A 25,215-nucleotide genomic window follows, 5' to 3' on the forward strand; every position below is an offset into this window, starting at 1 on the left:
CGAAACCCCGGGGGAGCCGGTGCCGGGGAACGCCGAAGACCCTGCCGTCGTACGAGGGCAGGGTCCGGGTGAGAGGTCTCAGGCGGCGGAGGTGCTGCTGGTCGAGCTCGTCGAGGACGAGGACGACGACGAAGACGAAGTCGACGAGGACGTCGCCGTGGTCGTCTTCGAGTCGGACGAGGAGCCGGCCGGCTTCGACGCCGGGCTGCTGCTCGACGTGGAGCCGCGGGAATCGTTGCGGTAGAACCCCGAGCCCTTGAAGACGATGCCGACCGCGGAGAACACCTTCTTCAGGCGGCCCTTGCAGCTCGGGCACTCGGTCAGGGCGTCGTCGGTGAACTTCTGCACCGCCTCGAGGCCCTCGCCGCACTCGGTGCACTGGTACTGGTAGGTCGGCACTGTCTTCCTCCTGGCACTCTCACTCGATGAGTGCTAACGACGATCCATAGTGACGTATTCCCGGGGCTCAGTCCACCGTCACCGGGACGCGGTGACCGACGCCACGCGCCACCGTACGGTTCCGTGCCTGCGGCACGAGCCTCGATCGCAGCGCCACCAGGGTCACCAGCGCGAGCACGGTGCCGGCCATCGGCACCAGGAATCCCGCGCCGTCCCACAGCCGGTCCTCCAGCTGTCCCGAGACCGTGACGGCGGCCGCCTGACCGAGCGCGACCGCGCCGGTCAGCCAGGTGAACGCCTCGGTGCGGGCACCGGCCGGGACCAGGCTCTCGACCAGCGTGTAGCCGGTGATCAGCGACGGCGCGATGGACATGCCGACCAGCAGGCCGAGAGCCGCGAGCAGCAGCACCGAGTGTGCCGTCCACAGGGCGGAGGCCACCAGCGCGAGCGCCGCGTAACCGACGACCAGGCGCTTCTGCGGGGCCACCTTCCAGGCGATCGCGCCGCAGGCGATGCCGGACAGCATGTTCCCGGCGGCGAAGACGCCGTACAGGACGCCGTTCAGGCCGGGCTCGCCGATCGACTCGGTGAAGGCCGCGAGCGACACCTGCATGCCGCCGAAGACCGAACCGATGCCCAGGAAGGTCACGACGAGCACGCGCACGCCCGGCACGCGCAGGGCCGAGCCGTGCTCCACGCGCGCGTGGCCGCTTCCGGCGGTCACTGGCGGCTGCGTGCTCTTCTGCGCGGCGAACAGCAGACCGCCCACGAGGGTCAGCGCGGCCTCCGTGACCAGGCCCGCGGCCGGCGTCACGGTGGTGCACAGCGCGGTCGCCAGCAGCGGCCCGAAGACGAAGGTCAGCTCGTCCGTGACGGACTCGAACGCCGCCGCGGTGGTCATCAGGGGCGAGCCCTGCAGCCGCACGCCCCAGCGCGCCCGCACCATGGGGCCGACCTGCGGCACCGAGGCGCCGGTCGGGACGGCCGCCACGAACAGCGCCCACAGGGGCGCGTGCGCCAGCGCGAGCGCCGTCAGGGACAGACCGGAGACCGTGTGGACCAGCACGCCGGGGATCAGCACGGCGCGCTGGCCGTAGCGGTCGGCGAGGCGGCCGCTGTACGGCGCGAACAGCGCCATGGAGACGCCGGTGGCGGCCGCGGCGGCGCCGGCCGCGCCGTACGAGCCGGTGGTGTGCTGGACGAGCAGCACGATCGAGATGGTGAGCATCGCGAACGGCTGGCGCGCCGCGAAGCCGGGGAGCAGGAACGTCCAGGCGCCGCGGGTGCGCAGCAGCTGTCCGTATCCGGGGCGGGACGACGCCGGCGGGTTCTCCGCCGACTCGGTGGTGACCGTGGACACCACGGCCCGTGCCTTTCTTCCACCTGGTAGCGCGCCCGTGCGGGGGCGCCGAGAGCTGTCCTCTTGCGCGGAACTGCGGTAGATACCGGTGTCGCTACAGAGGGCGTTCCGGCCGCCATACGGTCGCGCCAGCTCTGCATCAGACAGAGTTGGTTCGATCAGGGTGCCTTGATACTACAGGGATCAAGGCCTTGTGCACCTGTGAAAATGAGCACCGTCGGGCTTGTTCGCCTGTGATTGGCGCGGGCGTGAATCATGCGAAATGCGCTCTTAACGCGCCCGCGCCCAGCTCGCGACGAGGGCGCCGTCCTGTCGTGCCCGCCCCGCCGTCGCGCTCACCGTCCGGCGCCCGGTCCGTTCGCCCCGTTCATGCCCAGCCAGCTCGCCAGCTTGCCCCCGTGGGCAACCGCGCGCAGGCGCCGTTCGGCCGCGTCGCGCACCGGATCGGTGGCGACGACCAGCAGCTCGTCGCCGCGCCGCAGCACCGTCGTGGGCAGCGGCACAAACGATTCTTTCTCGCGCACGACCAGCGTGACGGCCGCACCGGGCGGCAGTCGCAGCTCGCCGACCTCCACGCCGTGCATCCGTGAGCCCTCGGGGATGGCGACGGACAGCAGATGTCCGCGCAGCCGCTCCAGGGGTGCCGACTCGATGCCGAGGTCCGAGGCCTCGCCCTTCTCGCCGAGCCGGAGGGTGCGTGCCAGCCAGGGCAGGGTCGGCCCCTGGACCAGGGTGTAGACGACGACCAGGACGAAGACGATGTTGAAGATGCGGCGGCTGCCGGCGACGCCGTTCACCATGGGGATGGTCGCCAGGATGATGGGCACCGCACCGCGCAGCCCGGCCCACGACATGAGGGCCTGCTCCTGCCAGGGCACCCGGAACGGCGCCAGGCTGAGCACCACGCTCAGCGGCCGGGCCACCATGGTCAGCGCCAGCCCGATGACCAGCGCGGGCCAGACGTCGTCGCCCAGCTCGTGCGGGGTGACCAGCAGGCCGAGCACGACGAACATGCCGATCTGCGCGATCCAGCCGAGCCCCTCGGCGAAACCGCGGGTGGCGGGCCAGTGGGGGAGCCGGGCGTTGCCGAGCACCATCGAGGCCAGATAGACGGCCAGGAAGCCGCTGCCGTGCGCCAGGGAACCGGCGGCGTAGGCGGTGACGGCGATCGCGAGCACGGCGATCGGGTAGAGGCCGGACGCGGGCAGCGCCACGTGCTTGAGCCCCCAGGAGCCGAACCAGCCCACCGCGAGTCCCATGGCCGCGCCGATGGCCAGCTCCAGGACGATCTCGCCCAGCAGGACGTACCAGTGCTCGATCGGGCCGGCCGTGGAGAAGGCGACGACCAGGATGACCACGGGGGCGTCGTTGAAGCCGGACTCCGCCTCCAGCGTGCCCGTCACGCGCGCGGGGAGCGGAACTCTGCGGAGCACCGAGAACACCGCCGCCGCGTCCGTCGAGGACACCACCGCGCCGATGATGAGCGCCTGCCGCCATTCCAGCCCGACCAGATAGTGCGCGCCCGCGGCGGTGACGCCCACGCTGATCGCGACCCCCGCCGTCGCCAGCATGGAGGCGGACGACAGGACCGGCCGGATCTCCTTCCACTTCGTGCCCAGGCCGCCCTCGGCGAGGATCACCACCAGGGCCGCGTACCCCATGACCTGGGTCACTTCGGCGCTGTTGAAATGGATGTCACCGACGCCGTCCTGGCCCATGAGGACGCCGATCCCCAGGTACACGAGCAGGCTGGGGAGCCCGCTGCGCGAGGAGATCCGGACGGCCGCGACGGCGACGAGCAGGACGACGGAGCAGATGAGCAGCAGCTGGTTGAGGTGGTGAACAGTCAGCGGGCGTTCCTCCTCGGATCGAGCCGGGGATCTCCGGTTACTTCGTTACCTTACCTAACTCTTGACGCTTTCTTGACGTTCGGCAGGGCAAGATCGAACGCTCGTGCGCGCTCGTTCCCGACTCCGCGTCAAGCGGGACAGGGCCCTGCGCCTATGGTTGCTCCAGCGCTCATTCAAAGTCACAGCCCGACCTGCCGCTCGCGTTAGGACAGCAAGGACAGCGATGCCCCCCAACACCACCGCCACAACGGGTGACACCGCCACCACGGGTGCCACGTCCGTCAAGTCCGGCAGGAAGAAGGGGCGCAAAGCCCGACTGGTCGTGCTTGTACTGGTACTGGCCATCATCGGCGGCATCGCCTACGGGGCGTACTGGTCGATCAGTACGGTCCGCGCCTCCTTCCCGCAGACCACCGGTTCGATCAAGCTCGACGGCCTGTCCGGACCGGTCGACGTCAAGCGGGACGGCTACGGCATTCCGCAGATCTACGCGTCCTCCGACGAGGACCTGTTCATGGCGCAGGGCTACGTCCAGGCGCAGGACCGGTTCTACGAGATGGACGTGCGCCGGCACATGACCTCCGGGCGCCTGTCGGAGATGTTCGGCAAGAGCCAGGTCGAGAACGACGAGTTCCTGCGCACCCTCGGCTGGGACCGGATCGCCCGGCAGGAGTACGACACCAAGCTGTCGGACTCCACGAAGAAGTACCTCCAGGCCTACGCCAAGGGAGTCAACGCCTACCTTCAGGGCAAGGAAGGCAAGGACATCTCCCTGGAGTACGCGGCCCTGGGCTTCACCAACGACTACAAGCCGGGCAAGTGGACCCCGGTCGACTCCGTCTCGTGGCTGAAGGCGATGGCCTGGGACCTGCGCGGCAACATGCAGGACGAGATCGACCGCGCGCTGATGGCCGGCCGGCTCGGCCCGCAGCAGATCCAGGACCTGTACCCGGCGTACCCCTACGGCCGCAACAAGCCGATCGTGCAGGAGGGCCGGTACGACGAGCTGAACAAGGCCTTCCAGCAGGGCGGCGGCAGCTCCACCGAGGGCACGGCCGGCGGCACCTCCGCCCAGGGCGCCACGGGCTCCTCCCAGGGCACGACGGGCACGACCGGCTCCTCCACGACGACCGGGACGGGTCCGGGTCTCACCAGCCAGCTGGGGGGCCTCTACAAGGTCCTGGACGGCCTCCCCACGGCCGTCGGCGTGAACGGCCAGGGCATCGGCTCCAACTCCTGGGTGGTCGCGGGGAAGTACACCATCACCGGCAAGCCGCTCCTCGCCAACGACCCGCACCTGTCGGCGTCCCTGCCGTCCGTCTGGTACCAGATGGGCCTGCACTGCCGGACCGTCTCCGACAAGTGCCAGTACGACGTCACCGGCTACACCTTTGCCGGTATGCCCGGTGTGATCATCGGCCACAACGCCAAGATCGCCTGGGGTATGACCAACTCCGGCGTCGACGTCACCGACCTCTACCTGGAGAAGGTCAGCGCGAACGGCTACCTGTACGACGGCAAGGTCAAGCCCTTCAAGACCCGCGAGGAGACCATCCAGGTCGCCGGCGGCAAGGCCAAGACGATCGTCGTACGCCAGACCCAGGACGGGATGCCGCTCCTGTCCGACCGTGACGACGAGCTCGTCCAGGTCGGCCGGAAGGCCTCCGTGAACTCCGCCGCCCCCGACCGCGGTGACGGCTACGGCATCGCCCTGAGGTGGACCGCGCTCGACCCGGGCACCTCCATGGACGCCGTGTTCGCCCTCGACAAGGCCCACGGCTGGGACGACTTCCGCGCGGCGGCGGCCCTGTTCGACGTGCCGTCGCAGAACCTGATCTACGCCGGCACGGACAACCACATCGGCTACACGCTGCCCGGCAAGATCCCCACGCGCTCCGACAAGGACGCCGGCGCCCTCCCGGCACCGGGCTGGGAGTCGAAGTACCGCTGGAAGGGCTTCGTCAAGAAGGACGAGCTGCCCTACGAGTACGACCCCGCCCGCGGCTACATCGTCACCGCCAACCAGGCCGTGGTGGACCGGGCGAAGTACCCGTACACGCTCACCACCGACTGGGGCTACGGCACCCGCAGCCAGCGCATCACCGACCTGATCGAGTCCAAGATCAAGGACGGCGGCAAGATCTCGACCGACGACATGCGGCAGATGCAGCTGGACAACAGCAGCGAGATCGCCAAGCTCCTGGTGCCCAAGCTGCTGAAGATCGACCTCAAGGACCCCGAGGTCCGCAAGGCGCAGAAGCTTCTGGAGGGCTGGGACTACACCCAGGACGCCGACTCCGCTGCGGCCGCCTACTTCAACGCCGTCTGGCGCAACATCCTCAAGCTGTCCTTCGGCAACAAGCTCCCCAAGGAGGTGCGCGTCAAGGGGCAGTGCCTGTGGGTCGACAAGATCGACAGCACCGGCCCGGTGGACGACGACACCAAGGTGCGCGAGTGCGGCCAGCGCGATGCCGACCAGGCGCAGCCGGACGGCGGTGACCGCTGGTTCGAGGTCGTGCGCACCCTGATGGACAAGCCCGACAGCGACTGGTGGAAGACCCCCAGGTCGGGCACCCGTCCCGCCGCGAAGAACCGCGACCAGCTCTTCGCCCGCGCCATGATCGACGCCCGCTGGGAGCTGACCGCCAAGCTCGGCAAGGACATCGACACCTGGAGCTGGGGCCGGCTGCACCGCCTGTTCCTGAAGAACCAGACGCTCGGCACCGAGGGCCCCAAGGTCCTGCAGTACCTGCTGAACCGCGGCCCCTGGAAGCTCAGCGGCGGCGAGGCGACGGTGAACGCGAGCGGCTGGAACGCGGCCGGCGGCTACAACGTCCTCTGGGTGCCCTCCATGCGCATGGTCGTCAACCTCGCCGACCTCGACAAGTCCAAGTGGATCAACCTGAGCGGTGCCTCCGGGCACGCGTTCAACGCGCACTACACGGACCAGACGGGCAAGTGGGCCGACGGCGAACTGCTGCCCTGGTCGTTCTCGGGCAAGGCGGTGGACGCGAGCACGAGCGACACGCTCGTCCTGGAGCCGTGATCCCACCCCCAGCGCCCTCCACGGCCTGGGGGCCCCGGACGGCACACCACTGAAAAGGCCCTCCACGCGCGCGTGGAGGGCCTTTTCCGTACCCGATGCGCGTGACCCGGGGCGGCGGGACGCGCGGGCTCCCGGTCAGGCGAGCGGGAACCGGCGCACACCGGAGGGCGTCACCACCGCGTGCACCGGCCTGTCGTGCGCCTCCGCCGGAACGCGCGCGACGACCTCGGTGTCGTACAGCAGCACCACGAGCCGGGGGTGCGCGTCCGCGCGCTCCAGGCGGGCCAGCACACGGTCGTACGACCCTCCGCCGCGCCCCAGGCGCATCCCGCGCGCGTCGACCGCGAGTCCGGGCAGCAGGACGACGTCCGCGGCCGTCACGGCGTCCGGTCCGAGCCGCGTGCCGGAGGGTTCGAAAAGCGCCATCTTCCCGAGGTGTTCGACCTGCGTGAGGGAATCGGGGCCGGTGTACTCGCCCCAGTCCAGATCGTTGTCGGGCAGGAGCGCGGGCAGCAGGACGCGTACGCCCCGCGCGCGCAGCGCGTCCAGCAGCGCGAGCGTGCAGGGCTCGCTCCCTACGGAGACGTACGCCGCCACCGTGCGCCCGCGCGTCAGCTCGGGCAGCTCCAGGGCGCGTTCCGCCAGCTCACGGCCCGCTTCGCGGATGTCATCGGCCGTCCACCTGCTCCTCACTCCGAGGAGCTCTCGTCGCAACATGCGCTTGTCAGGCTCACCTGTACGTCCGGCGTGTTCCACTGGTCGTTCCCGCACCCTTCTTAATGCAGTTCATATGAGGGCCAATCGCCCGGAGCCACAGAATTCCAGCAAAGGCACCGGATATGGTTGCGGGCATGACTCAGTCCCACCCCAGGATCAGCAAGGCTGTCATTCCCGCGGCCGGCCTCGGTACCCGATTCCTGCCGGCGACGAAAGCCACTCCCAAGGAGATGCTGCCCGTCGTCGACAAGCCGGCGATCCAGTACGTGGTCGAGGAGGCCGTGGCGGCGGGACTCGATGACGTCCTCATGATCACCGGACGCAACAAGCGGCCGCTCGAGGACCACTTCGACCGCAATTACGAGCTGGAATCGGCGCTCGAGAAGAAGGGTGACGCCGGCCGGCTCGCGAAGGTGCGGCAGTCCAGCGACCTGGCCACCATGCACTACGTGCGCCAGGGCGACCCCAGGGGGCTCGGTCACGCGGTGCTGTGCGCCGCCCCGCACGTCGGCCACGAGCCCTTCGCCGTCCTCCTCGGCGACGACCTGATCGACCCGCGGGACCCGCTGCTGCGGCGCATGATCGAGGTGCAGGAACAGCACGGCGGCAGCGTGATCGCCCTCATGGAGGTCGCGCCGGAGCAGGTCCACCTCTACGGCTGCGCGGCGGTGGAGGCCACCGGCGACGGTGACGTCGTGAAGGTGACCGGACTGGTCGAGAAGCCGGACCCGGCGGACGCCCCGTCGAACTACGCGATCATCGGCCGCTACGTCCTCGACCCGCACATCTTCGGTGTCCTGCGCACCACCGAGCCGGGCCGCGGCGGCGAGATTCAGCTCACCGACGCCCTCCAGCAGCTCGCGCAGGACGAGAAGGTCGGCGGCCCCGTGCACGGCGTCGTCTTCCAGGGCCGCCGTTATGACACCGGAGACCGCGGCGACTATCTGCGTGCCATTGTCAGACTCGCGTGCGAACGTGAAGACCTGGGCCCGGACTTCCGCGCCTGGCTTCGCAGTTACGTAGCCGAGGAGATGCAGCAATCTTGAGCAGCGCCGCGACCCGCCCCGCCGGCCAGGACGACCTGTGGTCGGTGGACGAGCATCTGGAGGACATCCTCTCGACCGTCCGCCCCCTCGAACCCATCGAGCTGCAACTGCTCGACGCCCAGGGCTGTGTCCTGGTCGACGACGTCACGGTGCCGGTGTCCCTGCCGCCGTTCGACAACAGCTCCATGGACGGATACGCGGTACGGGTCGCGGACATCGAAGGCGCCGGTGAGGAGTTCCCGGCCGTCCTGGAGGTCGTCGGGGACGTCGCCGCCGGCGCGGCCGACCCGGTACGGGTCGGCCCCGGGCAGGCCGCCCGCATCATGACCGGAGCGCCGCTGCCCCCCGGCGCCGAGGCCGTCGTCCCCGTCGAGTGGACCGACGGCGGGCTCGGCGAGGGTCCGGTGAGCGGTATGCGGGCGCGCAGCTCGGCTCCCGAGGGCGCCGAGGGCCACGTCCACGTGTACCGGCCCGCCGAGGCACGCGCGCACGTGCGGGCCATGGGCAGCGACGTGCGGGCCGGCGAGCGGGCCCTGGAGGCCGGGACGATCCTCGGCCCGCCGCAGCTCGCCCTGCTCGCCGCGATCGGCCGCGGCACGGTGCGCGTGCGCCCGCGCCCGCGCGTGGTCGTCCTGTCCACCGGCAGCGAGCTCGTACAGCCCGGCGAGCAGCTGGCCACGGGCCAGATCTACGACTCCAACAGCTTCTCCCTCACCGCCGCCGCGCGGGACGCGGGCGCCATCGCTTACCGGGTGGGCGCCGTCGCCGACGACGCCGAGACCCTCCGCTCCACCATCGAGGACCAGCTCATCCGCGCGGACCTGCTGGTGACCACCGGCGGGGTGAGCGTGGGGGCGTACGACGTCGTGAAGGAGGCGCTGTCGTCCGTCGGCGACGAGGACGTGGCGGGCAGCGGTGTCGACTTCCGCAAGCTCGCGATGCAGCCCGGCAAGCCCCAGGGCTTCGGCTCCATCGGCCCCGACCACACGCCGCTGCTGGCCCTGCCCGGCAACCCGGTGTCGTCGTACGTCTCCTTCGAGCTGTTCGTCCGTCCCGCCATCCGCGCCCTGATGGGGCTCACGGACCTGCACCGGCCCCGCGCGCGGGCCGCCCTGAAGGCGGACGAGGCAATCCGCTCGCCCAAGGGACGCCGGCAGTTCCTGCGCGGGTCGTACGCGGACGGTGAGGTGACCCCCGTGGGCGGAACCGGTTCCCACCTGATCGCGGCGCTGGCCCTGGCCGACGCGCTGATCGTCGTCCCCGAGGACGTGGAGAGCGTCGAGCCCGGCAGCGAGGTGGAGGTCGTGCTGCTCGGCTGACGCACGCGCGCGTACCCGTCCGCAGGACGATCCTGGTCCGCCCCGCGCGCGGGCTTGGCGGTACCGTGTCGCGCACAGCAGGCCCGCGCTCCGCACCGCGGCGGGCCCGGACCGGGAGCACCACACACCATGACCGTGCCTTCCCGGGGGGAGACCCCCGGACCCCCTGCGCAGGAACGACTGACGCACCTCGACGAAGCGGGTGCGGCCCGCATGGTCGACGTGTCCGGGAAGGACGTGACCGCGCGCACCGCCCGCGCCGCCGGACGCGTCCTCGTCTCACCGAGAGTGGTCGAGCTGCTGCGCGGTGAGGGAATGCCCAAGGGCGACGCGCTCGCCACCGCGCGCATCGCCGGGATCATGGGCGCCAAGCGCACTCCGGATCTGATCCCGCTGTGCCACCCGTTGTCGGTGTCCGGTGTGAAACTGGATCTGTCGGTCGCGGACGACGCCGTGGAGATCCGGGCCACCGTGAAGACGACGGACCGCACGGGCGTCGAGATGGAGGCCCTCACGGCGGTGACGGTCGCCGCGCTCACCGTGGTCGACATGGTCAAGGCGGTCGACAAGGGAGCGGTCATCACGGACGTGCGGGTGGAGGAGAAGACGGGCGGCAAGTCGGGCGACTGGAGCCGGGCATGACACGGGACGGCAACACCGGGGGCGCGCCGGCGGCGCCGTACGCCGCGCTGGTCGTCACCGCCTCCAACCGGGCCGCCGCCGGTGTCTACGAGGACCGGGGCGGCCCGCTGATCGTGAAGGGCCTGGAGGACCTCGGGTTCGCCGTGGACGGGCCGCGGGTGGTGCCGGACGGGGATCCGGTGGAAGCGGCGCTGCGAGCGGCCGTGGAGGCCGGTTACGACGTCGTCGTCACCACCGGCGGCACCGGCATCTCGCCCACCGACCGGACCCCAGAGGCGACCCGGGCGGTGATCGACCGCGAGGTGCCGGGCGTCGCGGAGGCCGTCCGCGCGTACGGGCGGGAGAAGGTGCCGACCGCCGCGCTGTCGCGGGGCCTGGCGGGGGTGGCCGGGAAAACGCTGATCGTCAATCTGCCCGGGTCGAGCGGCGGCGTGCGGGACGGCCTCGCCGTGCTGGAGCCCCTGCTGATTCACGCCGTCGACCAGATCCGCGGCGGTGACCACCCCGGAGCGGACAGCGGGGGTGCGAGCTGAACAGCCCTTCCTGGCCCGTCGTGCTGGCGGACGGCGATGTCGTCCTCCGGCCGATAAAGCTGCGCGACCAGCGGGTGTGGCGTGAGGTGAACCGGCGCAACCGCGACTGGCTGCGCCCGTGGGAGGCGACCATCCCGCCGCCCACGCCGAGCGGCCCGATAGCGCACCGGCCGACCTACCGCCAGATGGTCCGGCATCTGCGGGCCGAGGCGCACGCGGGCCGGATGCTGCCGTTCGTCATCGAGTACCAGGGGCGGCTCGTGGGGCAGTTGACGGTCGCCGGGATCACCTGGGGCTCGATGTGCTCGGGGCACGTCGGCTACTGGGTGGACGAGTCGGTGGCCGGGCGCGGGGTGATGCCGACGGCCGTCGCGCTCGTGGTGGACCACTGTTTCCGCACCGTCGGCCTGCACCGCGTCGAGGTCTGCATTCGCCCCGAGAACCGGCCGAGCCGACGGGTCGTGGAGAAACTCGGATTCCGCGAGGAGGGGCTCCGGCCGCGCTATCTGCACATCGACGGCGCCTGGCGCGACCATCTCGTCTTCGCGCTCACCGCGGAGGAGGCGCTCGACGGGCTGCTCGCGCGGTGGCACCGGGCACGCCCCCAGGGGGACCGGCACGCCGAGCGGCAGGGCGGTCCCGCGGGCGGGCGGGGAACGGCGGACCCGTCGCCGAATCCGCGGAACGCGCCGGGGAATCCCGTCGAGCGCCCGTAAATGGAATGTGTGTTCGAAATTGATCGGCTGTCGACCGTTCCTGAACCCCTTGAATTCGTGACTGTGACGGTCCACTGATCGCATCGGTCGAAAAAAATGCTGGAAATATCAGCCAGATCGTGCGACACACCGGCCCAATTGGCGGATGGCCTCACGCAAACCCCTCTACCGTGTGAGGCGTGAGCAGCAGCGGCCTCATCTACGCAGTCATTGTCGGGGCCTGGGCCGCCTACTTGGTGCCGATGTGGCTCCGTAGGCAGGACGAGCTGAACGAGGCCCGTCCGACGGAACGCTTCAGCACCGCCATCCGGCTGCTTTCCGGACGGGCGGGCATGGAGCGCCGGTACGCCAGGGACCTGCGGGCGCGCTCCGCCCAGGAGGGGGAGCCGGACGCCGGCGATCCGGACGCGGCCACCGACTCGGTGGACGTCCGGGCCTTCGCCGTGCCTCCGACCCGCCGTCAGGTCGGTGCGGACGCCGGGCCCGAGACACCCGGCAGTGCGGAACCGGTGCGCGAGCAGAGTGCCGCGCCGGCCCCCAAGTCCACCCCCGTGCCCGCACCGCAGCGTGAACCGGTGGCGCGGCGTGCGTCCTCGGCGCAGGCGGCCGCGGCGCGCGCCCGGCGCTCGAAGGTACTCGCACGCCGCCGGCGCACCACCGTGATGCTCTTCCTCGTCTTCACGCTCGGCGCGGTCGTCGCCGCCGTCGGCGGGCTCGCGTTCCTGTGGGTGCCCGGCGCGCCGGCGGTACTCCTCAGCGGGTACATCGCCTATCTGCGGACGCAGGAGCGGCGCCGCTTCGCCTACCAGATGGACCGCCGGCACGCCGAGGCCGCCGCCCAGCGCCTGCGCGAGCGCCAGCCGCGCCGACGCGCGTCCGTCGACGAGGGCGCCGGCACCGACGGCGCGGACGAGGGCCAGGGCGCCGAGACCGACACCGACACCGGTGTGTCCGCGCTGGCCGCCGACCGGCGTGCGCTCGTCGAGCAGACGGACCACGCCGAGTGGGTCGACCAGCAGCGGGAGCGGCAGCGGCGGCCCGGTCACGGGGACAGCTGGGATCCGGTGCCGGTACCGCTGCCGACGTATGTGACCGCGCCCGTCGCTCCGCGCGCCACCTCCGACGTGGACCTGGGGGCGCCCGACACCTGGAGTTCGGCGCGCTCCAGCGCGGTGGCGCCGGAGCACGAGGCGGGCCATGCACCGGAGGGCGGGACGGGCGAGCCGGAGCCCGCGTCCGAGGGCAAGCCGGCGGGCGGCCTCGGCGGCGCGCTTCCCCACGCCCGCACGCGGTCGCGCGGGACGACCCCCAGCGCGGCCTCGGCGCGCCGGTCGCGCGAGCGCGGACGCACCCCCCTCTTCGACCAGTACGAGGACGGCGACCGCCCCCGCGCGGCCAACGAATAGCCCCACCCGCCGTCCCTGCCCTGACCAGTCAGGGAGCGGATTTCCAAGCACCCCGATCGGGATGCTAAAGTTTCACTCGTTGCAAGGGCCTGTGGCGCAGTCCGGTAGCGCACCTCGTTCGCATCGAGGGGGCCAGGGGTTCAAATCCCCTCAGGTCCACGCACGACTGTTCTCGAGTCAGCTCGGGAGCGGTGAGCGAAGATCCCGCCGATCATCACGATCGGACGGGATCTTCGTCGTTTACGGGGAAGGTGCGGCGGAGACCTCACGCCGCCTCCGGGCCGTGCCAGTGGCGAGGGTCACATTCCCTGACGCGGCCGCGTGCCCCGCGGCCGGCGCCGGAAGACGTCGCGAGCGGGCGCGGCTCAGAGCTGTTTGGCGAAGCAGCGGCTGTCCTCGTACTCGCGGTAGTAGCCGAACTTCACGCACGGCGCGTAGCCGCTGGAGGCGTACAGGGCGATGGCCTCCGGCTGCTTGGTGCCCGTCTCCAGGACCATCCGGACACGGCCGGCCCCACGGGCGTCCTCCTCCAGGGCGGCGAGCATGCGGCGCGCCAGACCCCGGCCGCGCATCGCCTCCACGACGTACATGCGCTTGAGTTCGGCGTCCCCGTCCTCGTTGCCCTCGCCGTTGTCGTCCTGGCTGCGCCAGCCGCCGGTCGCCACCGGGTGGCCGTGCTCGTCGTACGCGATCAGGTACACGCCCCGGGGCGGGTCGAAGTCCGTGGCGTCGAGGGCCGTGGCGTCGCCCCCGTCGCCGTAGCGCAGGTGGTACTCGGCCTGGACCTCGTCGTTGAGCTTCACGGCGTCAGGGTGGTCGAAGCGAACGGTACGTATAATCATGCTGGTCATCGTACTTCTATGCAGACGGGGGGGGCCGGGTTTTTCGGACCCCGACCAGTGTGCCGGTAGTGTGCCCGGGTGCTGACTGTGACCTCGGTGAACGTGAACGGGCTGCGGGCCGCCGCGAAGAAGGGCTTCGTGGAGTGGCTCGCCGCGACCGACGCGGACGTCGTCTGCCTGCAGGAGGTGCGCGCCGAGCCGCACCAGCTTCCCGAGGAGGTCCGGCAGCCCGACGGCTGGCACGTCGTGCACGCTCCGGCCGCCGCCAAGGGCCGCGCGGGCGTCTCCCTCTACACCAGGCGTGAGCCCGACCACGTCCGGATCGGCTTCGGCTCCGCCGAGTTCGACGGCAGCGGGCGCTATGTCGAGGCCGAGCTGCCCGGAGTCACCGTCGCCTCCCTCTACCTGCCCTCCGGCGAGGTCGGCACCGAGCGGCAGGACGAGAAGATCCGCTTCATGGGTGAGTTCCTCGCCCACCTGAAGGACCTGCGCGAGCGCGCCGCCGCCGACGGGCGCGAGGTCGTCGTCTGCGGCGACTGGAACATCGCCCACCAGAAGGCCGACCTCAAGAACTGGCGCGGCAACACCAAGAGCTCCGGCTTCCTGCCCGAGGAGAGGGACTGGCTCGGCCGGGTGTTCGCCGCGGACGAGGGCGGGTACGTCGACGTCGTCCGCGCCCTGCACCCGGACACCGAGGGGCCGTACACCTGGTGGTCGTACCGCGGGCGGGCCTTCGACAACGACACCGGCTGGCGCATCGACTACCACGTCGCCACGCCGGGACTGGCGGAGCGCTGCGTGAAGGCGTACGTGGAGCGTGCCGCCAGTCATGCCGAGCGGTGGAGCGACCACGCGCCCGTGACGGCCGTGTACGACCGCTGACAGGGCGCCCTTGCGGGGGCCGCCGAAGCATGGATGGGCAGTGCATGCATCGCGGGTGAACCGCGGATGGCCACTCCGTATACTCCGCCGGAGCACACCCCCGTGCGCATCCCCGGCCAGAGAGTTCTCACGCGATCATGAACAATCACGTGCCTTCGCTGTCGCCCAACTATGCGGCACAGATGACCCGCGCCTACAAGGAAAGCGTGGAGGAGCACGGGACATGGCCGGTGGAGTTCCAGTTCCGGGCGGCCCAGGGGGACCACCGGCATCTCCTGGTGGTCTTTTCGTCCGTGGGCAGCAAATACGGGTTCGGCAACGCGCTGGACAGCGTGAAATGCAACGTCCTCAGGATTCGTGACCACTTCGACGGCGCGGCCTCGTACTACGTGGCGCGGAACATGGACTTCAGCGTCTCGGACTCCATACAGGCCCTGATCCAGGACTTCATGCGCCGGCTGCGGGTGACCCGTGACGAGGTGACCCTGCTGGGTGCGTCCAAGGGCGGCAGCGCGGCGCTCTACTACGGCCTGAAGTACGACTACAAGAACATCGTGGCCTCGACGCCCCAGTATTTCCTGGGAAGTTATTCCAAGGGGCACGCCCAGCTCGGGGACGCGGTTCTCGGCGAGGGACAGCCCGACGAGAACGTGGCGGTCATGGACGCCGTGATGAAGGACGTTCTCGCCGCGGACAAGGACTTCGAGCGCAACATATACGTGGTCTCCTCGCCGGGGGACTACCAGTACGAGCAGGAAGTGGTGCACTACCTCCCCGCGCTGCGGGCGTACGAGAACTTCAACTTCCTGTTCGTGGACTCGCCGACGGTACGGCGGCACGACGAGGTGGTCCGGCAGGCGCTGCCGTCGATCCTGAGCATCGTGTACGCCGTGACGGAGGGCGTCGCGCCCCGCTGGGGGGACGTCCGGATAGGTTCCGCGCCCGAGGACCCGCAGGCGGCCGCCGAGCACCTCGCCGAGCTGCGCCGGCAGGACACGGCCCTGGCCGTGCTGACCCGTGCCGTGTTCGCGGACGGCCGGCTGGAGCTGAAGGGGCGCGCCTTCCTGCCCGGCCAGGCGCCCGAGGGGCCGGACGACGAGACCAAGCGGCTGGTCCTGGAGGAGGACGGCCGGACCTGGACCTATCCGCTGGAGACGACCAGCGAGATCAGGCTCTACCGGGACTATTTCGACGAGTACTTCTGCGAGTACGAAATGGGCGGTTTCGCCTCGCAGGGCGAGCTGACGTTCGCCGAACTCCCGCAGGGGACGTACGACGTGTCGGTCAGCATCGCCGGCAAGGCCGAGGGCATCGAGCGGCGGACCCGGCTGATCTCGGGGGCCGCGGTGGACCGGCGGCAGGTCTGCGGTGACTCGGAGCTGCTGTTCCGGGGCGGAAAGGGCGGCCTGAAGCTGGTCAAGAGGAGCATTGTCGGGGTCGATTCCCCCGGCGTGTGCTTCTCCGCCGTGAAAGCCGAGGAGAGCGAACGCAAAATTCACGCCGAGGGTGTTCTCTTCCTGCCCGGCCGGAATGCGGACCGGGACACGCACGCCTCCTACTACCTCGTGCTGGAGGGAAGGTCCGAGACGTATTCCTTCGCCCTCGGCGCGAAGAAGAATCCCGGGGCGGTCCGCCCGCACAAGCAGCGGGGCGATCTCGGGAACTACGACTTCGGGTATTTCACCTCGGGGACCGGCGGAATCGACGTCTCGGACCTCCCGGCCGGGAAGTACAACCTCCTCGTCTCGATGAGCGTCGGTGGCGCGCTGATCACCAAGAAGGCCGGAAAGGTCACGCTGAAGAGGATCCGCTAGTCCCGGAAGACGACCCGCCGGCCGGCCTTCTGCAGTCTGCGGTCCAGGGCCAGCGAGAGTTCCGCCTCCACGACGCTGCGGGCCAGCGGTCGCAGGCGCTGCAGGTCCTCCTCGGGGGCGTGGCGCAGGATGACGTCCGAGAACAGTTCGGCCAGGGCCTCGGCGTGCTCGCGGACGCGGGCGGCGGCCGTGAGCACCTCGGCGAGCGGGATGCCCTCGCGGACCAGTGCGGCGGAGACGTCCAGCAGACGCCGGCTGATGTGGACGATCTCGTCGCCGTCGGTGCCGATATAGCCCAGGTCCATGGCGGCGGCGAGGTTCTCCGGGGTGACCTCGCCCTCGAAGCGGGCGGCGAGTTCCTCGGGTGTGAGACGGACCGGCTCCTCCTCGGTGGGGGTGCCGACGCCGAGCAGGTCGGCGACGTCCCGGCCGTGGTCGAAGGCCTCGGCGAGTTCGGCGATGCCGTTCAGTGTGTGGCCGCGCTCCAGCAGGGCCGCGATCGTGCGCAGCCGGGCCAGGTGGTGATCGTCGTACCAGGCTATGCGGCCCTCGCGGCGGGGCGGCGGGAGCAGCTTGCGCTCACGGTAGAAGCGCAGGGTGCGCACGGTGATGCCGGCCAGCCGGGCCAGTTCCTCCATGCGGTACTCGCGCGGGGCGCCGGGCCCGCCCGGCTCCGCGTGCGTCCGCGGGCCGGCCGGCTCCGGTCGGGTCAACGGGTGTTCTGCGTCCTGGGCCACGCCCGCAGCCTATGGCGTACCGCCGGTAACTTCCTTTTCCCGCCCCCTACCGCTCGGTACGCCGCTGCTCTACAGTCCCATTGCGCCAGTGTTCACTGGCAGAGTTCCTAGGTGACGCGTGGAGGCTTCGGGATGGCCGAGCACGAGCATGTACGAGTGGCGGTGATCGGGTCCGGGTTCGGCGGGCTGGGGGCCGCCGTGCGGCTGCGCCGCGAGGGGATCACCGACTTCGTCGTCCTGGAGCGGGCCGACAGCGTCGGTGGCACCTGGCGGGACAACAGTTACCCCGGGTGCGCCTGTGACGTGCCCTCGCACCTCTACTCCTTCTCCTTCGCGCCCAACCCGGACTGGCCGCGCACGTTCTCCGGCCAGCGGCACATCCGCGCCTACCTGGAGCACGTCACCGACCTCTTCGGACTGCGCCCGCACATCCGCCTCGACTCCGAGGTCAAGCTGATGACCTGGGACAACGACAACCTGCGGTGGAACATCGAGACCACGCGCGGCTCGCTCAGCGCCGACGTCGTCGTCTCCGCCACCGGCCCGCTGTCCGACCCGAAGATCCCCGAGATCCCCGGGCTGGACACCTTCCCGGGCAAGGTGTTCCACTCCGCCCGCTGGGACCACGACTACGACCTGCGCGGCAAGCGCGTCGCCATGGTCGGCACCGGCGCCTCCGCGATCCAGATCGTGCCCGCCATCCAGCCCCAGGTCGGCCGGCTCACCCTCTTCCAGCGCACACCCCCCTGGGTGATGCCCCGGGTCGACCGGGCCATCAGCGGCGCCGAGCGGTGGCTGCACCGGCGGCTGCCCGTCACCGCGCAGGCCCGGCGCGGCCTGCTGTGGGGAATCCGGGAGCTGCAGGTGCAGGCGTTCACCAAGCGCCCGGACGAACTCGGCCTCGTCGAACAGCTCGCCAAGCGCAACATGGCCCGCGCCGTCAAGGACCCCGCCCTGCGCGCCAAGCTGACCCCGGACTACCGCATCGGCTGCAAGCGGATCCTGCTGTCCAGCTCGTACTACCCGGCGCTGGCCCGGCCCAACGTGGACGTCGTCGCCAGCGGGCTCGGCGAGATCCGGGGCTCGACCGTCGTCGCCGCCGACGGCACCGAGGCCGAGGTCGACGCGATCATCTTCGGTACCGGCTTCCACGTCACGGACATGCCCATCGCCGAGCGGGTGGTCGGCGCGGAGGGCATCACGCTCGCGGACTCCTGGAAGAACGGCATGCAGGCGTTGCGCGGCGCCGCGGCGGCCGGGTTCCCGAACTGGATGACGATCATCGGGCCCAACACCGGCCTCGGGAACTCCTCCATGATCCTCATGATCGAGTCCCAGCTGAACTACATGGCCGACTACCTGCGCCAGCTGGACGTGCTCGGGGGCCGTACCGCCCTGGACGCCCGGCCCGCCGCCGTCGAGTCGTGGAACCACAAGGTCCAGGAGCGCATGAAGCGGACCGTGTGGAACACCGGCGGCTGCACGAGCTGGTACCTGGACGCGAGCGGTCGCAACACCACCATCTGGCCCGGCACGACGACCGAGTTCCGCACCGCCACCCGCCGGGTGGACCTGGCGGAGTACGAGGTCATCCGCAAACCGTCGGCGGAGAAGGCCGTACACGACACGAAGGCCGCGAAAGCTACGAATACTACGAAGGGTGGCGGCGCGAAGGCCACGACGTCGGAGAAGGCCGCCGTGGCGGGCGAGCGCAGCGAGGCCACCGCATGAGCCGGCGCGCCTCCGGCACCTCCGGTGCCCCGGTGGCCCGGACCGGCTCCGTCACCTCCGGCCCGTACGCCCCGCCCACGCCCTCCCGCACACTCACCGTCCTCTCCGCCGACGGCGCCCGCCTGCACGTGGAGGTGCACGGCCCGCCGGACGCGCCCCCCGTCGTCCTCTCCCACGGCTGGACCTGCTCGACGGCGTTCTGGGCGGCCCAGATACGGGACCTGGCGGCCGATCACCGGGTGATCGCCTACGACCAGAGGGGCCACGGGCGCAGTCCCGCGAGCCCCGCGTGCACCACCCGCGTGCTGGCGGACGATCTCGAAGCGGTGCTCGCGGAGACGCTGACGCGCGGGGAGCAGGCACTGATCGTCGGCCACTCGATGGGCGGCATGACGGTCATGGCCGCGGCCGACCGCCCCCGCTTCCGTGAGCACGCGGCCGCCGTCCTGCTGTGCAGCACGGGCAGTTCGCGGCTCATCGCCGAGGCACGCGTGGTGCCGCTGCGGGCCGGACGGGTACGCAGCTGGATCACCGGGCGCGTGCTCGGTTCACGGGCGCCGCTGGGGCCGGTGACACCGGTCGCGAAGAGCGTCCTCAAGTACGCCACCATGGGCGCCGGTTCCGCACCCCACCAGGTGGAGGCGTGCGCGCGGATCGTGCACGCCTGTCCCCGTGCCGTGCGCCATGCGTGGGGCGCGGTACTCGCGGCGCTCGATCTGGACCACGGGGTACGGGGGTTGCACGCGCCCACCGCGGTGCTGCACGGCGCGTCCGACCGGCTCACGCCCCCCGTGCACGCCCACGCTCTGGTGGCCGCGCTGCCGCGCTGCGTCGGCCTCACCGAACTGGCCGGCGTCGGCCACATGACCCCGATCGAGGCTCCCGAGCTGGTCACCGGCCGGATCCGGGAACTCGTCACCACCTACGTCACGGGGGCCGGCCCCGCGGACGCGCACGAGCAGGGTTCCACCCCCGCGCAGATCAAGGAGGGCGCATGAGCAGGGCCGACCTCGAAGGGCAGGTCGCGGTCGTCACGGGAGCGGCGCGCGGCGTCGGAGAGCTGCTGGCACGCAAACTCTCCGCGCGCGGTGCGAAGGTCGCGCTGGTCGGGCTGGAGGAGGAGGCGCTCAAGGAGGTCTCCGGACGCCTGCACAGCGAGAGCGCCCACTGGTACGCCGACGTCACCGACCACGAGGCCATGAGCCGGGTCGCGCAGGAGGTGAAGGAACGCTTCGGGAAGGTCGACATCGTGGTCGCCAACGCCGGTGTGGCGACCGGCGGTCCCTTCGCCGACTCCGACCCGCGGGCGTGGCGGCGCGTGATCGAGGTGAACCTGATCGGTTCGGCCGTGACCGCGCGCGCGTTCCTGCCGGTGCTGGTCGAGAGCCGGGGGTACCTGCTGCAGATCGCCTCGCTCGCCGCGATCACGCCCGCGCCGATGATGACGGCGTACTGCGCGTCCAAGTCGGGTGTGGAGGCGTACGCGCACAGTCTGCGCGCCGAGGTCGGCTACCAGGGCGTGCGCGTCGGCGTCGCATATCTGTCCTGGACCGACACCGACATGGTGCGGGGCGCCGACCAGGACGACGTCATGCGGGAGCTGCGGCAGCGGCTGCCGTGGCCGTCGAACAAGACGTACCCGCTGGGTCCCGCGGTGGACCGGATCGTCGCCGGGATCGAGCGGCGCTCGGCGCATGTGTACGGGCAGTGGTGGCTGCGCGGGATGCAGGGCGTGCGCGGATACCTGCCGGCGCTCATCGGGACGGTCGGGCAGCGCGAGATGAAGCGGTTCGCGCCGCGGTTGCAGGGGATGCGGTCCGGGCTCGTCGGCGCAGGTGGGGCGGCGGATGAGGAGGCGCGCGCCACGCACCGTAACTGATCGACATGCACTCCGTGTTGGGCCGTGTGAATCTGGTCGGGGCCCCACCGAGGGGCCAACCCCCAACTCACCCACCACGGGAGTGAACCCACATGGGTATGAAGGACAAGTCGAGCCAGATGCAGAACCAGGCCAAGGAGAAGATCGACCAGGCCCGCGAGAAGGCCGGTCAGCGCGGTCAGCAGGGCGGCCATGGTGGTCAGGGCGGCCAGGGTGGTCAGGGCGGCCAGGGTGGTCAGGGCGGTCAGCGCGGCGGCCAGCAGCCGAGCCGTCAGGGCCGGCCGGAGCCCGGGCGGGGCGGCCAGAACCTCCGTGACATCGAGGACACGGAGCAGCAGACGGAGGACCGCTTCGACCGGGACTACGACGCCTAGTCGCTGCGCTCGGCTTTGACCGAAGCTACGTGGGGTGCCCTTCCTTGGGAGGGGCACCCTGCGTTCTGGGTGTGCGGGTTCGGTTGTGTGTCGGGTGCGGGTGGGTGGGTTTTTCGCGCAGTTCCCCGCGCCCCTTTTGGGTTTCGTGCAGTTCCCCGCGGCCCTCGGGCTAGGGCTGGGTGGCTCTTGGGGGGAGTTTTGGTCTGGTGCGGTTGGGGACGTCGCTGTGGTCCGGGGGGACCGCGGCGGGGGTGGACTGGAGGAGTTCCAGGGCCAGCCGGACGGCGTCGTCGAGGACGGGGTAGCGGCCCTCGGCCCAGTCCAGGGGCGTGCGCAGGATCTCCAGGTCGGGGGCGACGCCGTGGTTCTCGACGGACCAGCCATAGGCGTCGAACCAGGCCGCGTTCATCGGGACGGTGATGACCGTGCCGTCGCCGAGGCGGTGCCGGCCGGTCATGCCGACCACCCCGCCCCAGGTGCGCTGGCCGACCACCGGCCCGAGCTTCAGCAGCTTGAACGCCGCGGTGATCATGTCGCCGTCCGACGAGGTCGCCTCGTCGACCAGGGCCACCACCGGCCCACGCGGCGCGTTCGAGGTGTACGACACCGGTTGCGCGTCCCGCGTCAGGTCCCAGCCGAGGATCGTACGGGTCAGCTTCTCGATGACGAGTTCGCTGATGTGCCCGCCCGCGTTGCCGCGCACGTCCACGATGAGCCCGGGCCGGGACACCTCCATGCGCAGGTCGCGGTTGAACTGGGCCCAGCCGGACCCGCCCATGTCGGGGATGTGCAGGTAGCCGCACTTGCCGCCGCTCAGCTCCCGCACGACCTCGCGGCGTTTGGCCACCCAGTCCTGGTAGCGCAGGGGCCGTTCGTCGACGAGCGGGACGACGGCGACCCGCCGCGCCCGCCCGGAGCCGCCCTCGGCCGGGGTGAACGTCAGCTCCACGGTCGTACCGCCCGAGCCGGCGAGCAGCGGATAGGGCCCGGTGACCGGGTCGACCGGACGGCCGTCGACGTGGGTCAGGACGGCGCCCTCGCGGATGCCGGTGCCGGCCAGCGGTGAGCGGGCCTTGGAGTCGGAGGAGTCGCCGGGCAGGATGCGCTTGACCGTCCAGCGGCCGTCGTGATGGACGAAGTTGGCGCCGAGGAGGCCCTGCCAGCGCTGGTAGTGGGGCGGGCCCTCGTTGCGGCGGGCGGCGGTGACGTAGGCGTGGGAGGTGCCCAGCTCGCCGAGGACCTCGCGGAGCAGGTCGGCGAACTCGTCCGGGGACGCCACCCGTTCGACCAGCGGCCGGTACTGGTCGAGCACCGCGTCCCAGTCGATGCCGCACATGCCCGGGTCCCAGAAGTAGGCGCGGATCAGGCGCCCCGCCTCGTCGTACGCCTGGCGCCACTCGGCGGGCGGGTCCACCTCGTGCAGGATGCGGCGCAGGTCGATCCAGACGGTCGTGTCGCCGTCGCCGATCTCGTTCGACGGCACCGCCCGCAGGTCTCCCTCGTCCACCACGACCAGCCGGGAGCCGTCGCCGCTCACCGTGAACCAGTCCAGGTGGTCGACCAGTTCGGACTTCTTCGCCTTGGTGATGTTGAAGTACTCCAGGGTCGGACGCCCGCTGATGTCGGCCGGGTTGACGAAGGTCTCGCCCAGCGCGCCGGAGATCGGCCAGCGCAGCCAGACCAGGCCGCCGCCCGCGACCGGGCACATCGCGGAGTACTTGGAGGCGATGACCGGGAACGGCGTGACCCGGTTCGCCAGCCCCTCCACCTCGACGGTCACCGTGCCGGCCTCCCCGGTCTCCTCTTCCTCCAGCGGGTCGAGCCCGCCGGCGGCCGGGCGGCCCTCCGGGTTGAGGGCGAAGGGGGAGGGGGTGGCCGAGGAGAGCGGGACGAGGTACGGGCGGCAGCCGAGCGGGAAGGACAGGTCGCCGGTGTGGACGTCGTAGACCGGGTCGAAGCCGCGCCAGGAGAGGAAGGCGAGGTAGCGGCCGTCGCGGGTGAAGACCGGGTTCTCGTCCTCGAAGCGGCCGTTGGTGACGTCCACGATCAGCCGGTCCTTGATGCGGGCCAGCTTGATCTGGCGCAGGGAGCGGCCGATGCCGGGGTGCGACCAGGTGAGCCAGGAGCCGTCGGGGGAGAACGCGAGGTCGCGGACCGGGCCGTTGACGGACCGGATCAGTTCGTACACCGTGCCGTGCGGCCCGCCGCCGGCGAGCCCGGCGGAGTCCGCCCCCGCCGTGCCGCTGCCCTCCGGGTCCCCGGCGGCGGTGGCCTCCGGCCCTGCGGTTCCGGTGACTCCCGAGCCCTCGGCGGCGGTGGCTCCCGGGTCATCGGTTCCGGTGACTCCCGAGCCCTCGGCGGCGGTGGCTCCCGGGTCATCGGTGGCGGTGATCTCCGGTCCCTCGGTTCCACCGGTGCCGGAGGGCTCGGCGCTCCCGGCCTCCGAACCGTCCGGATTCCCCGTCACCTCCGAACCGTCCGCACTCCCCGTCGTCTCGGAGCCGTCCGTACTCCCCGCCGTCTCCGAGCCGTCCCCACTCACCGCAGTCTCCGAGCCGTTCCGGCTCCCCGCCGCCTCCGTGCTCTCCGTACTCTCCGTGTCCTCCGTGCCTTCCGCGTTCACCGGCTCCGTCGCCCCGGCGGCCTCCCCTTCTCCCTGCTCTTCCGCCCCCGCCCCCTCCTCCTCCGTCAGGTCGATGAGCAGCAGCCGGCCGTCGTGCGAGGCCACGGCGAGTCGTTCGCCCAGCGGGTCGCTGACCATCTCCAGTACGCGGCCCAGCGCGCCGGAGGCCAGCCGGCGGGGTGCGCGGTCGCCGCTCGCGCGGGGGAGCTGGGCGATCTCGACGGCGTCCGCGCCCTCGGCGTCCGTGACGTACGCGATCTGCCCGGTCGAGCCCAGCATCTCGGGCAGCCGCACCCGGACACCGGGCGTGTCGGTGATCGTGCGGGCCGGTCCGTCGCGGTGGGTGAGCCAGTGCAGGCTGCCGCGGACGACGACCGCGCTGGCCCGGCCGGTCTCGTCCACCGAGATGCCGTCGATGTTCTGGGCGGCCGGCACCTGGTAGGGGCGCCGGCCCGTGCGCGGGCCGGCGAGCCGGATGTCGAGCCGGCGCGGTTCGCCTCGGGGAGAGAGGTCGTCCACCAGCCACAGGTCGCCCGCGCACTGGTAGACCACCCGGTCGCCGTCGGTGGAGGCGTGCCGGGCGTAGAAGGCGTCGTGGTCGGTGTGACGGCGCAGGTCGGTGCCGTCGTAGGCGCAGGAGTAGAGGTTGCCGACACCCTCGTGGTCGGAGAGGAAGGCGACCCGGCCGCCGACGAACATCGGGCAGGCCAGATGGCCGTCGAGGTCCGGCAGCAGGCGCTGGCCGTGCAGCCACAGCCGGCCCATGGCGCCGCCCCGGTACCGCTTCCAGGAGGCCGGTTCGTGGGGCGGGGTGCCGGTGAGCAGGAGGGTCTTGCGCTCGCCGTCGATGTCGGCGACCTGGATGTCGGTGACCGGGCCCCAGGGCAGGCGTCCGCCCGGGTCACCGTCGGTGGGCACCTTGTAGGCCCAGGTGAAGTAGGAGAAGGGCTGCCCGTGGGAGGCCACCGCCAGGATGTCGCCGTCCGGGGTCCAGCCGCAGACTTGGGTGTCGGTGCTGCCCCAGTACGTCAGCTGCCGTGCGGGTCCGCCCCCGTCGACGTCGGCGAGGTGGATCTCGGGGACGAGACTGCGCCAGCTCGTGTAGGCGATGCGGCGGCCGTCGGGGGAGAAGCGCGGGTGCCCCTCTTTCGTGCGGTCCGCCGTGATGCGCCAGGCGCGGCCCGGGGTGTCGAGCGGGGCCAGCCAGAGGTCGTCCTCGGTCACGAAGCACAGCTGGTCGCCATTGAGGTGGGGAAGGCGCAGATAGCTCACCTCCCCATGCTTTTCCGGGCGCACGGC

General features: G+C 71.3%; 20 protein-coding genes and 1 tRNA gene. 14 read left to right on the plus strand and 7 right to left on the minus strand.

Features of this window, described 5'->3' with window-relative positions; genetic code table 11:
- Positions 1-78 precede the first annotated feature (78 nt).
- The 3 genes from FHS34_RS16820 to FHS34_RS16830 form a co-directional block, all read right to left on the minus strand.
- Positions 79-399: an FmdB family zinc ribbon protein gene (locus FHS34_RS16820; protein ID WP_184965967.1), complete on the minus strand. Its 321-nt coding sequence runs from the start codon at positions 397-399 to the stop codon at positions 79-81.
- A gap of 67 nt (positions 400-466) precedes the next feature.
- Positions 467-1,762, minus strand: a complete 1,296-nt coding sequence (locus FHS34_RS16825; RefSeq protein WP_184965969.1) for an MFS transporter — start codon at positions 1,760-1,762, stop codon at positions 467-469.
- A 332-nt stretch (positions 1,763-2,094) separates the two neighbouring features.
- Positions 2,095-3,609 (minus strand): potassium/proton antiporter, encoded by a 1,515-nt coding sequence (locus tag FHS34_RS16830; protein ID WP_184966364.1) that lies wholly within the window; start codon positions 3,607-3,609, stop codon positions 2,095-2,097.
- Positions 3,610-3,832: 223 nt separating this feature from the next.
- On the opposite strand from FHS34_RS16830, the gene FHS34_RS16835 reads away from it, so the two are divergent.
- Complete coding sequence (locus FHS34_RS16835; RefSeq protein ID WP_184965972.1) at positions 3,833-6,655, plus strand: penicillin acylase family protein; 2,823 nt, start codon at positions 3,833-3,835, stop codon at positions 6,653-6,655.
- A 135-nt stretch (positions 6,656-6,790) separates the two neighbouring features.
- Here FHS34_RS16835 and FHS34_RS16840 read toward each other — a convergent pair whose 3' ends face one another.
- Complete coding sequence (locus FHS34_RS16840) at positions 6,791-7,372, minus strand: 5-formyltetrahydrofolate cyclo-ligase (RefSeq protein ID WP_184965974.1); 582 nt, start codon at positions 7,370-7,372, stop codon at positions 6,791-6,793.
- A gap of 134 nt (positions 7,373-7,506) precedes the next feature.
- On the opposite strand from FHS34_RS16840, the gene galU reads away from it, so the two are divergent.
- From galU to FHS34_RS16875, 7 genes are all read left to right on the plus strand, one after another.
- Positions 7,507-8,418 carry a UTP--glucose-1-phosphate uridylyltransferase GalU gene (gene galU / locus FHS34_RS16845; RefSeq protein WP_184965976.1) on the plus strand — a complete coding sequence of 304 codons (912 nt, stop codon included), beginning with the start codon at positions 7,507-7,509 and terminating at the stop codon, positions 8,416-8,418.
- Complete coding sequence (gene glp / locus FHS34_RS16850; protein WP_184965978.1) at positions 8,415-9,737, plus strand: molybdotransferase-like divisome protein Glp; 1,323 nt, start codon at positions 8,415-8,417, stop codon at positions 9,735-9,737. The genes galU and glp overlap by 4 nt, the downstream gene beginning before the upstream one ends.
- A 129-nt stretch (positions 9,738-9,866) precedes the next feature.
- Positions 9,867-10,379 (plus strand): cyclic pyranopterin monophosphate synthase MoaC, encoded by a 513-nt coding sequence (moaC, locus tag FHS34_RS16855; protein ID WP_184965980.1) that lies wholly within the window; start codon positions 9,867-9,869, stop codon positions 10,377-10,379.
- On the plus strand, positions 10,376-10,912 hold the full coding sequence (locus tag FHS34_RS16860; RefSeq protein WP_184965982.1) for a MogA/MoaB family molybdenum cofactor biosynthesis protein: 537 nt from the start codon (positions 10,376-10,378) through the stop codon (positions 10,910-10,912). The genes moaC and FHS34_RS16860 overlap by 4 nt, the downstream gene beginning before the upstream one ends.
- A 20-nt stretch (positions 10,913-10,932) precedes the next feature.
- Positions 10,933-11,628 carry a GNAT family N-acetyltransferase gene (locus FHS34_RS16865; protein ID WP_184965984.1) on the plus strand — a complete coding sequence of 232 codons (696 nt, stop codon included), beginning with the start codon at positions 10,933-10,935 and terminating at the stop codon, positions 11,626-11,628.
- 179 nt (positions 11,629-11,807) lie between these two features.
- The gene (gene sepX / locus FHS34_RS16870) at positions 11,808-13,034 is read left to right on the plus strand and encodes a divisome protein SepX/GlpR (RefSeq protein ID WP_184965986.1); all 1,227 of its coding nucleotides are present in this window, start codon (positions 11,808-11,810) and stop codon (positions 13,032-13,034) included.
- A gap of 85 nt (positions 13,035-13,119) precedes the next feature.
- Positions 13,120-13,193 (plus strand) — tRNA-Ala (locus FHS34_RS16875).
- A 206-nt stretch (positions 13,194-13,399) separates the two neighbouring features.
- On the opposite strand, the gene FHS34_RS16880 is transcribed toward FHS34_RS16875, so the two are convergent.
- A complete protein-coding gene (locus FHS34_RS16880; RefSeq protein ID WP_184965988.1) occupies positions 13,400-13,876 on the minus strand; it encodes a GNAT family N-acetyltransferase in 477 nt (158 codons plus the stop codon).
- A 78-nt stretch (positions 13,877-13,954) separates the two neighbouring features.
- On the opposite strand from FHS34_RS16880, the gene FHS34_RS16885 reads away from it, so the two are divergent.
- Complete coding sequence (locus tag FHS34_RS16885) at positions 13,955-14,758, plus strand: exodeoxyribonuclease III (RefSeq protein ID WP_184965990.1); 804 nt, start codon at positions 13,955-13,957, stop codon at positions 14,756-14,758.
- 137 nt (positions 14,759-14,895) lie between these two features.
- Entirely contained in the window at positions 14,896-16,572 is a 1,677-nt protein-coding gene (locus tag FHS34_RS16890) for a hypothetical protein (RefSeq protein WP_184965992.1), read from the plus strand.
- Here the strand turns inward: FHS34_RS16890 and FHS34_RS16895 are convergent.
- Positions 16,569-17,210, minus strand: coding sequence for a MerR family transcriptional regulator (locus tag FHS34_RS16895; protein ID WP_184966366.1), 642 nt, complete (start codon positions 17,208-17,210; stop codon positions 16,569-16,571). The two genes, FHS34_RS16890 and FHS34_RS16895, sit on opposite strands and share 4 nt — an antisense overlap.
- 231 nt (positions 17,211-17,441) lie before the next feature.
- Here FHS34_RS16895 and FHS34_RS16900 point away from each other — a divergent pair, with 231 nt between their 5' ends.
- The 4 genes from FHS34_RS16900 to FHS34_RS16915 all read left to right on the plus strand — a co-directional run bounded on the left by FHS34_RS16900 (position 17,442) and on the right by FHS34_RS16915 (position 21,293).
- Positions 17,442-19,040 (plus strand): flavin-containing monooxygenase, encoded by a 1,599-nt coding sequence (locus FHS34_RS16900; RefSeq protein ID WP_225817491.1) that lies wholly within the window; start codon positions 17,442-17,444, stop codon positions 19,038-19,040.
- Positions 19,037-20,038: an alpha/beta fold hydrolase gene (locus FHS34_RS16905; protein WP_221509006.1), complete on the plus strand. Its 1,002-nt coding sequence runs from the start codon at positions 19,037-19,039 to the stop codon at positions 20,036-20,038. The genes FHS34_RS16900 and FHS34_RS16905 overlap by 4 nt, the downstream gene beginning before the upstream one ends.
- Positions 20,035-20,919 carry an SDR family oxidoreductase gene (locus FHS34_RS16910; RefSeq protein ID WP_184965994.1) on the plus strand — a complete coding sequence of 295 codons (885 nt, stop codon included), beginning with the start codon at positions 20,035-20,037 and terminating at the stop codon, positions 20,917-20,919. The genes FHS34_RS16905 and FHS34_RS16910 overlap by 4 nt, the downstream gene beginning before the upstream one ends.
- A 92-nt stretch (positions 20,920-21,011) precedes the next feature.
- Positions 21,012-21,293 carry a hypothetical protein gene (locus FHS34_RS16915; protein WP_184965997.1) on the plus strand — a complete coding sequence of 94 codons (282 nt, stop codon included), beginning with the start codon at positions 21,012-21,014 and terminating at the stop codon, positions 21,291-21,293.
- Positions 21,294-21,462: 169 nt separating this feature from the next.
- On the opposite strand, the gene FHS34_RS16920 is transcribed toward FHS34_RS16915, so the two are convergent.
- Positions 21,463-25,188, minus strand: coding sequence for a S41 family peptidase (locus FHS34_RS16920; RefSeq protein ID WP_184965999.1), 3,726 nt, complete (start codon positions 25,186-25,188; stop codon positions 21,463-21,465).
- Between the last annotated feature and the right edge of the window lie 27 nt (positions 25,189-25,215).

The sequence above is a fragment of the Streptomyces echinatus genome (genome assembly GCF_014203595.1).
GTDB lineage: Bacteria > Actinomycetota > Actinomycetes > Streptomycetales > Streptomycetaceae > Streptomyces > Streptomyces echinatus.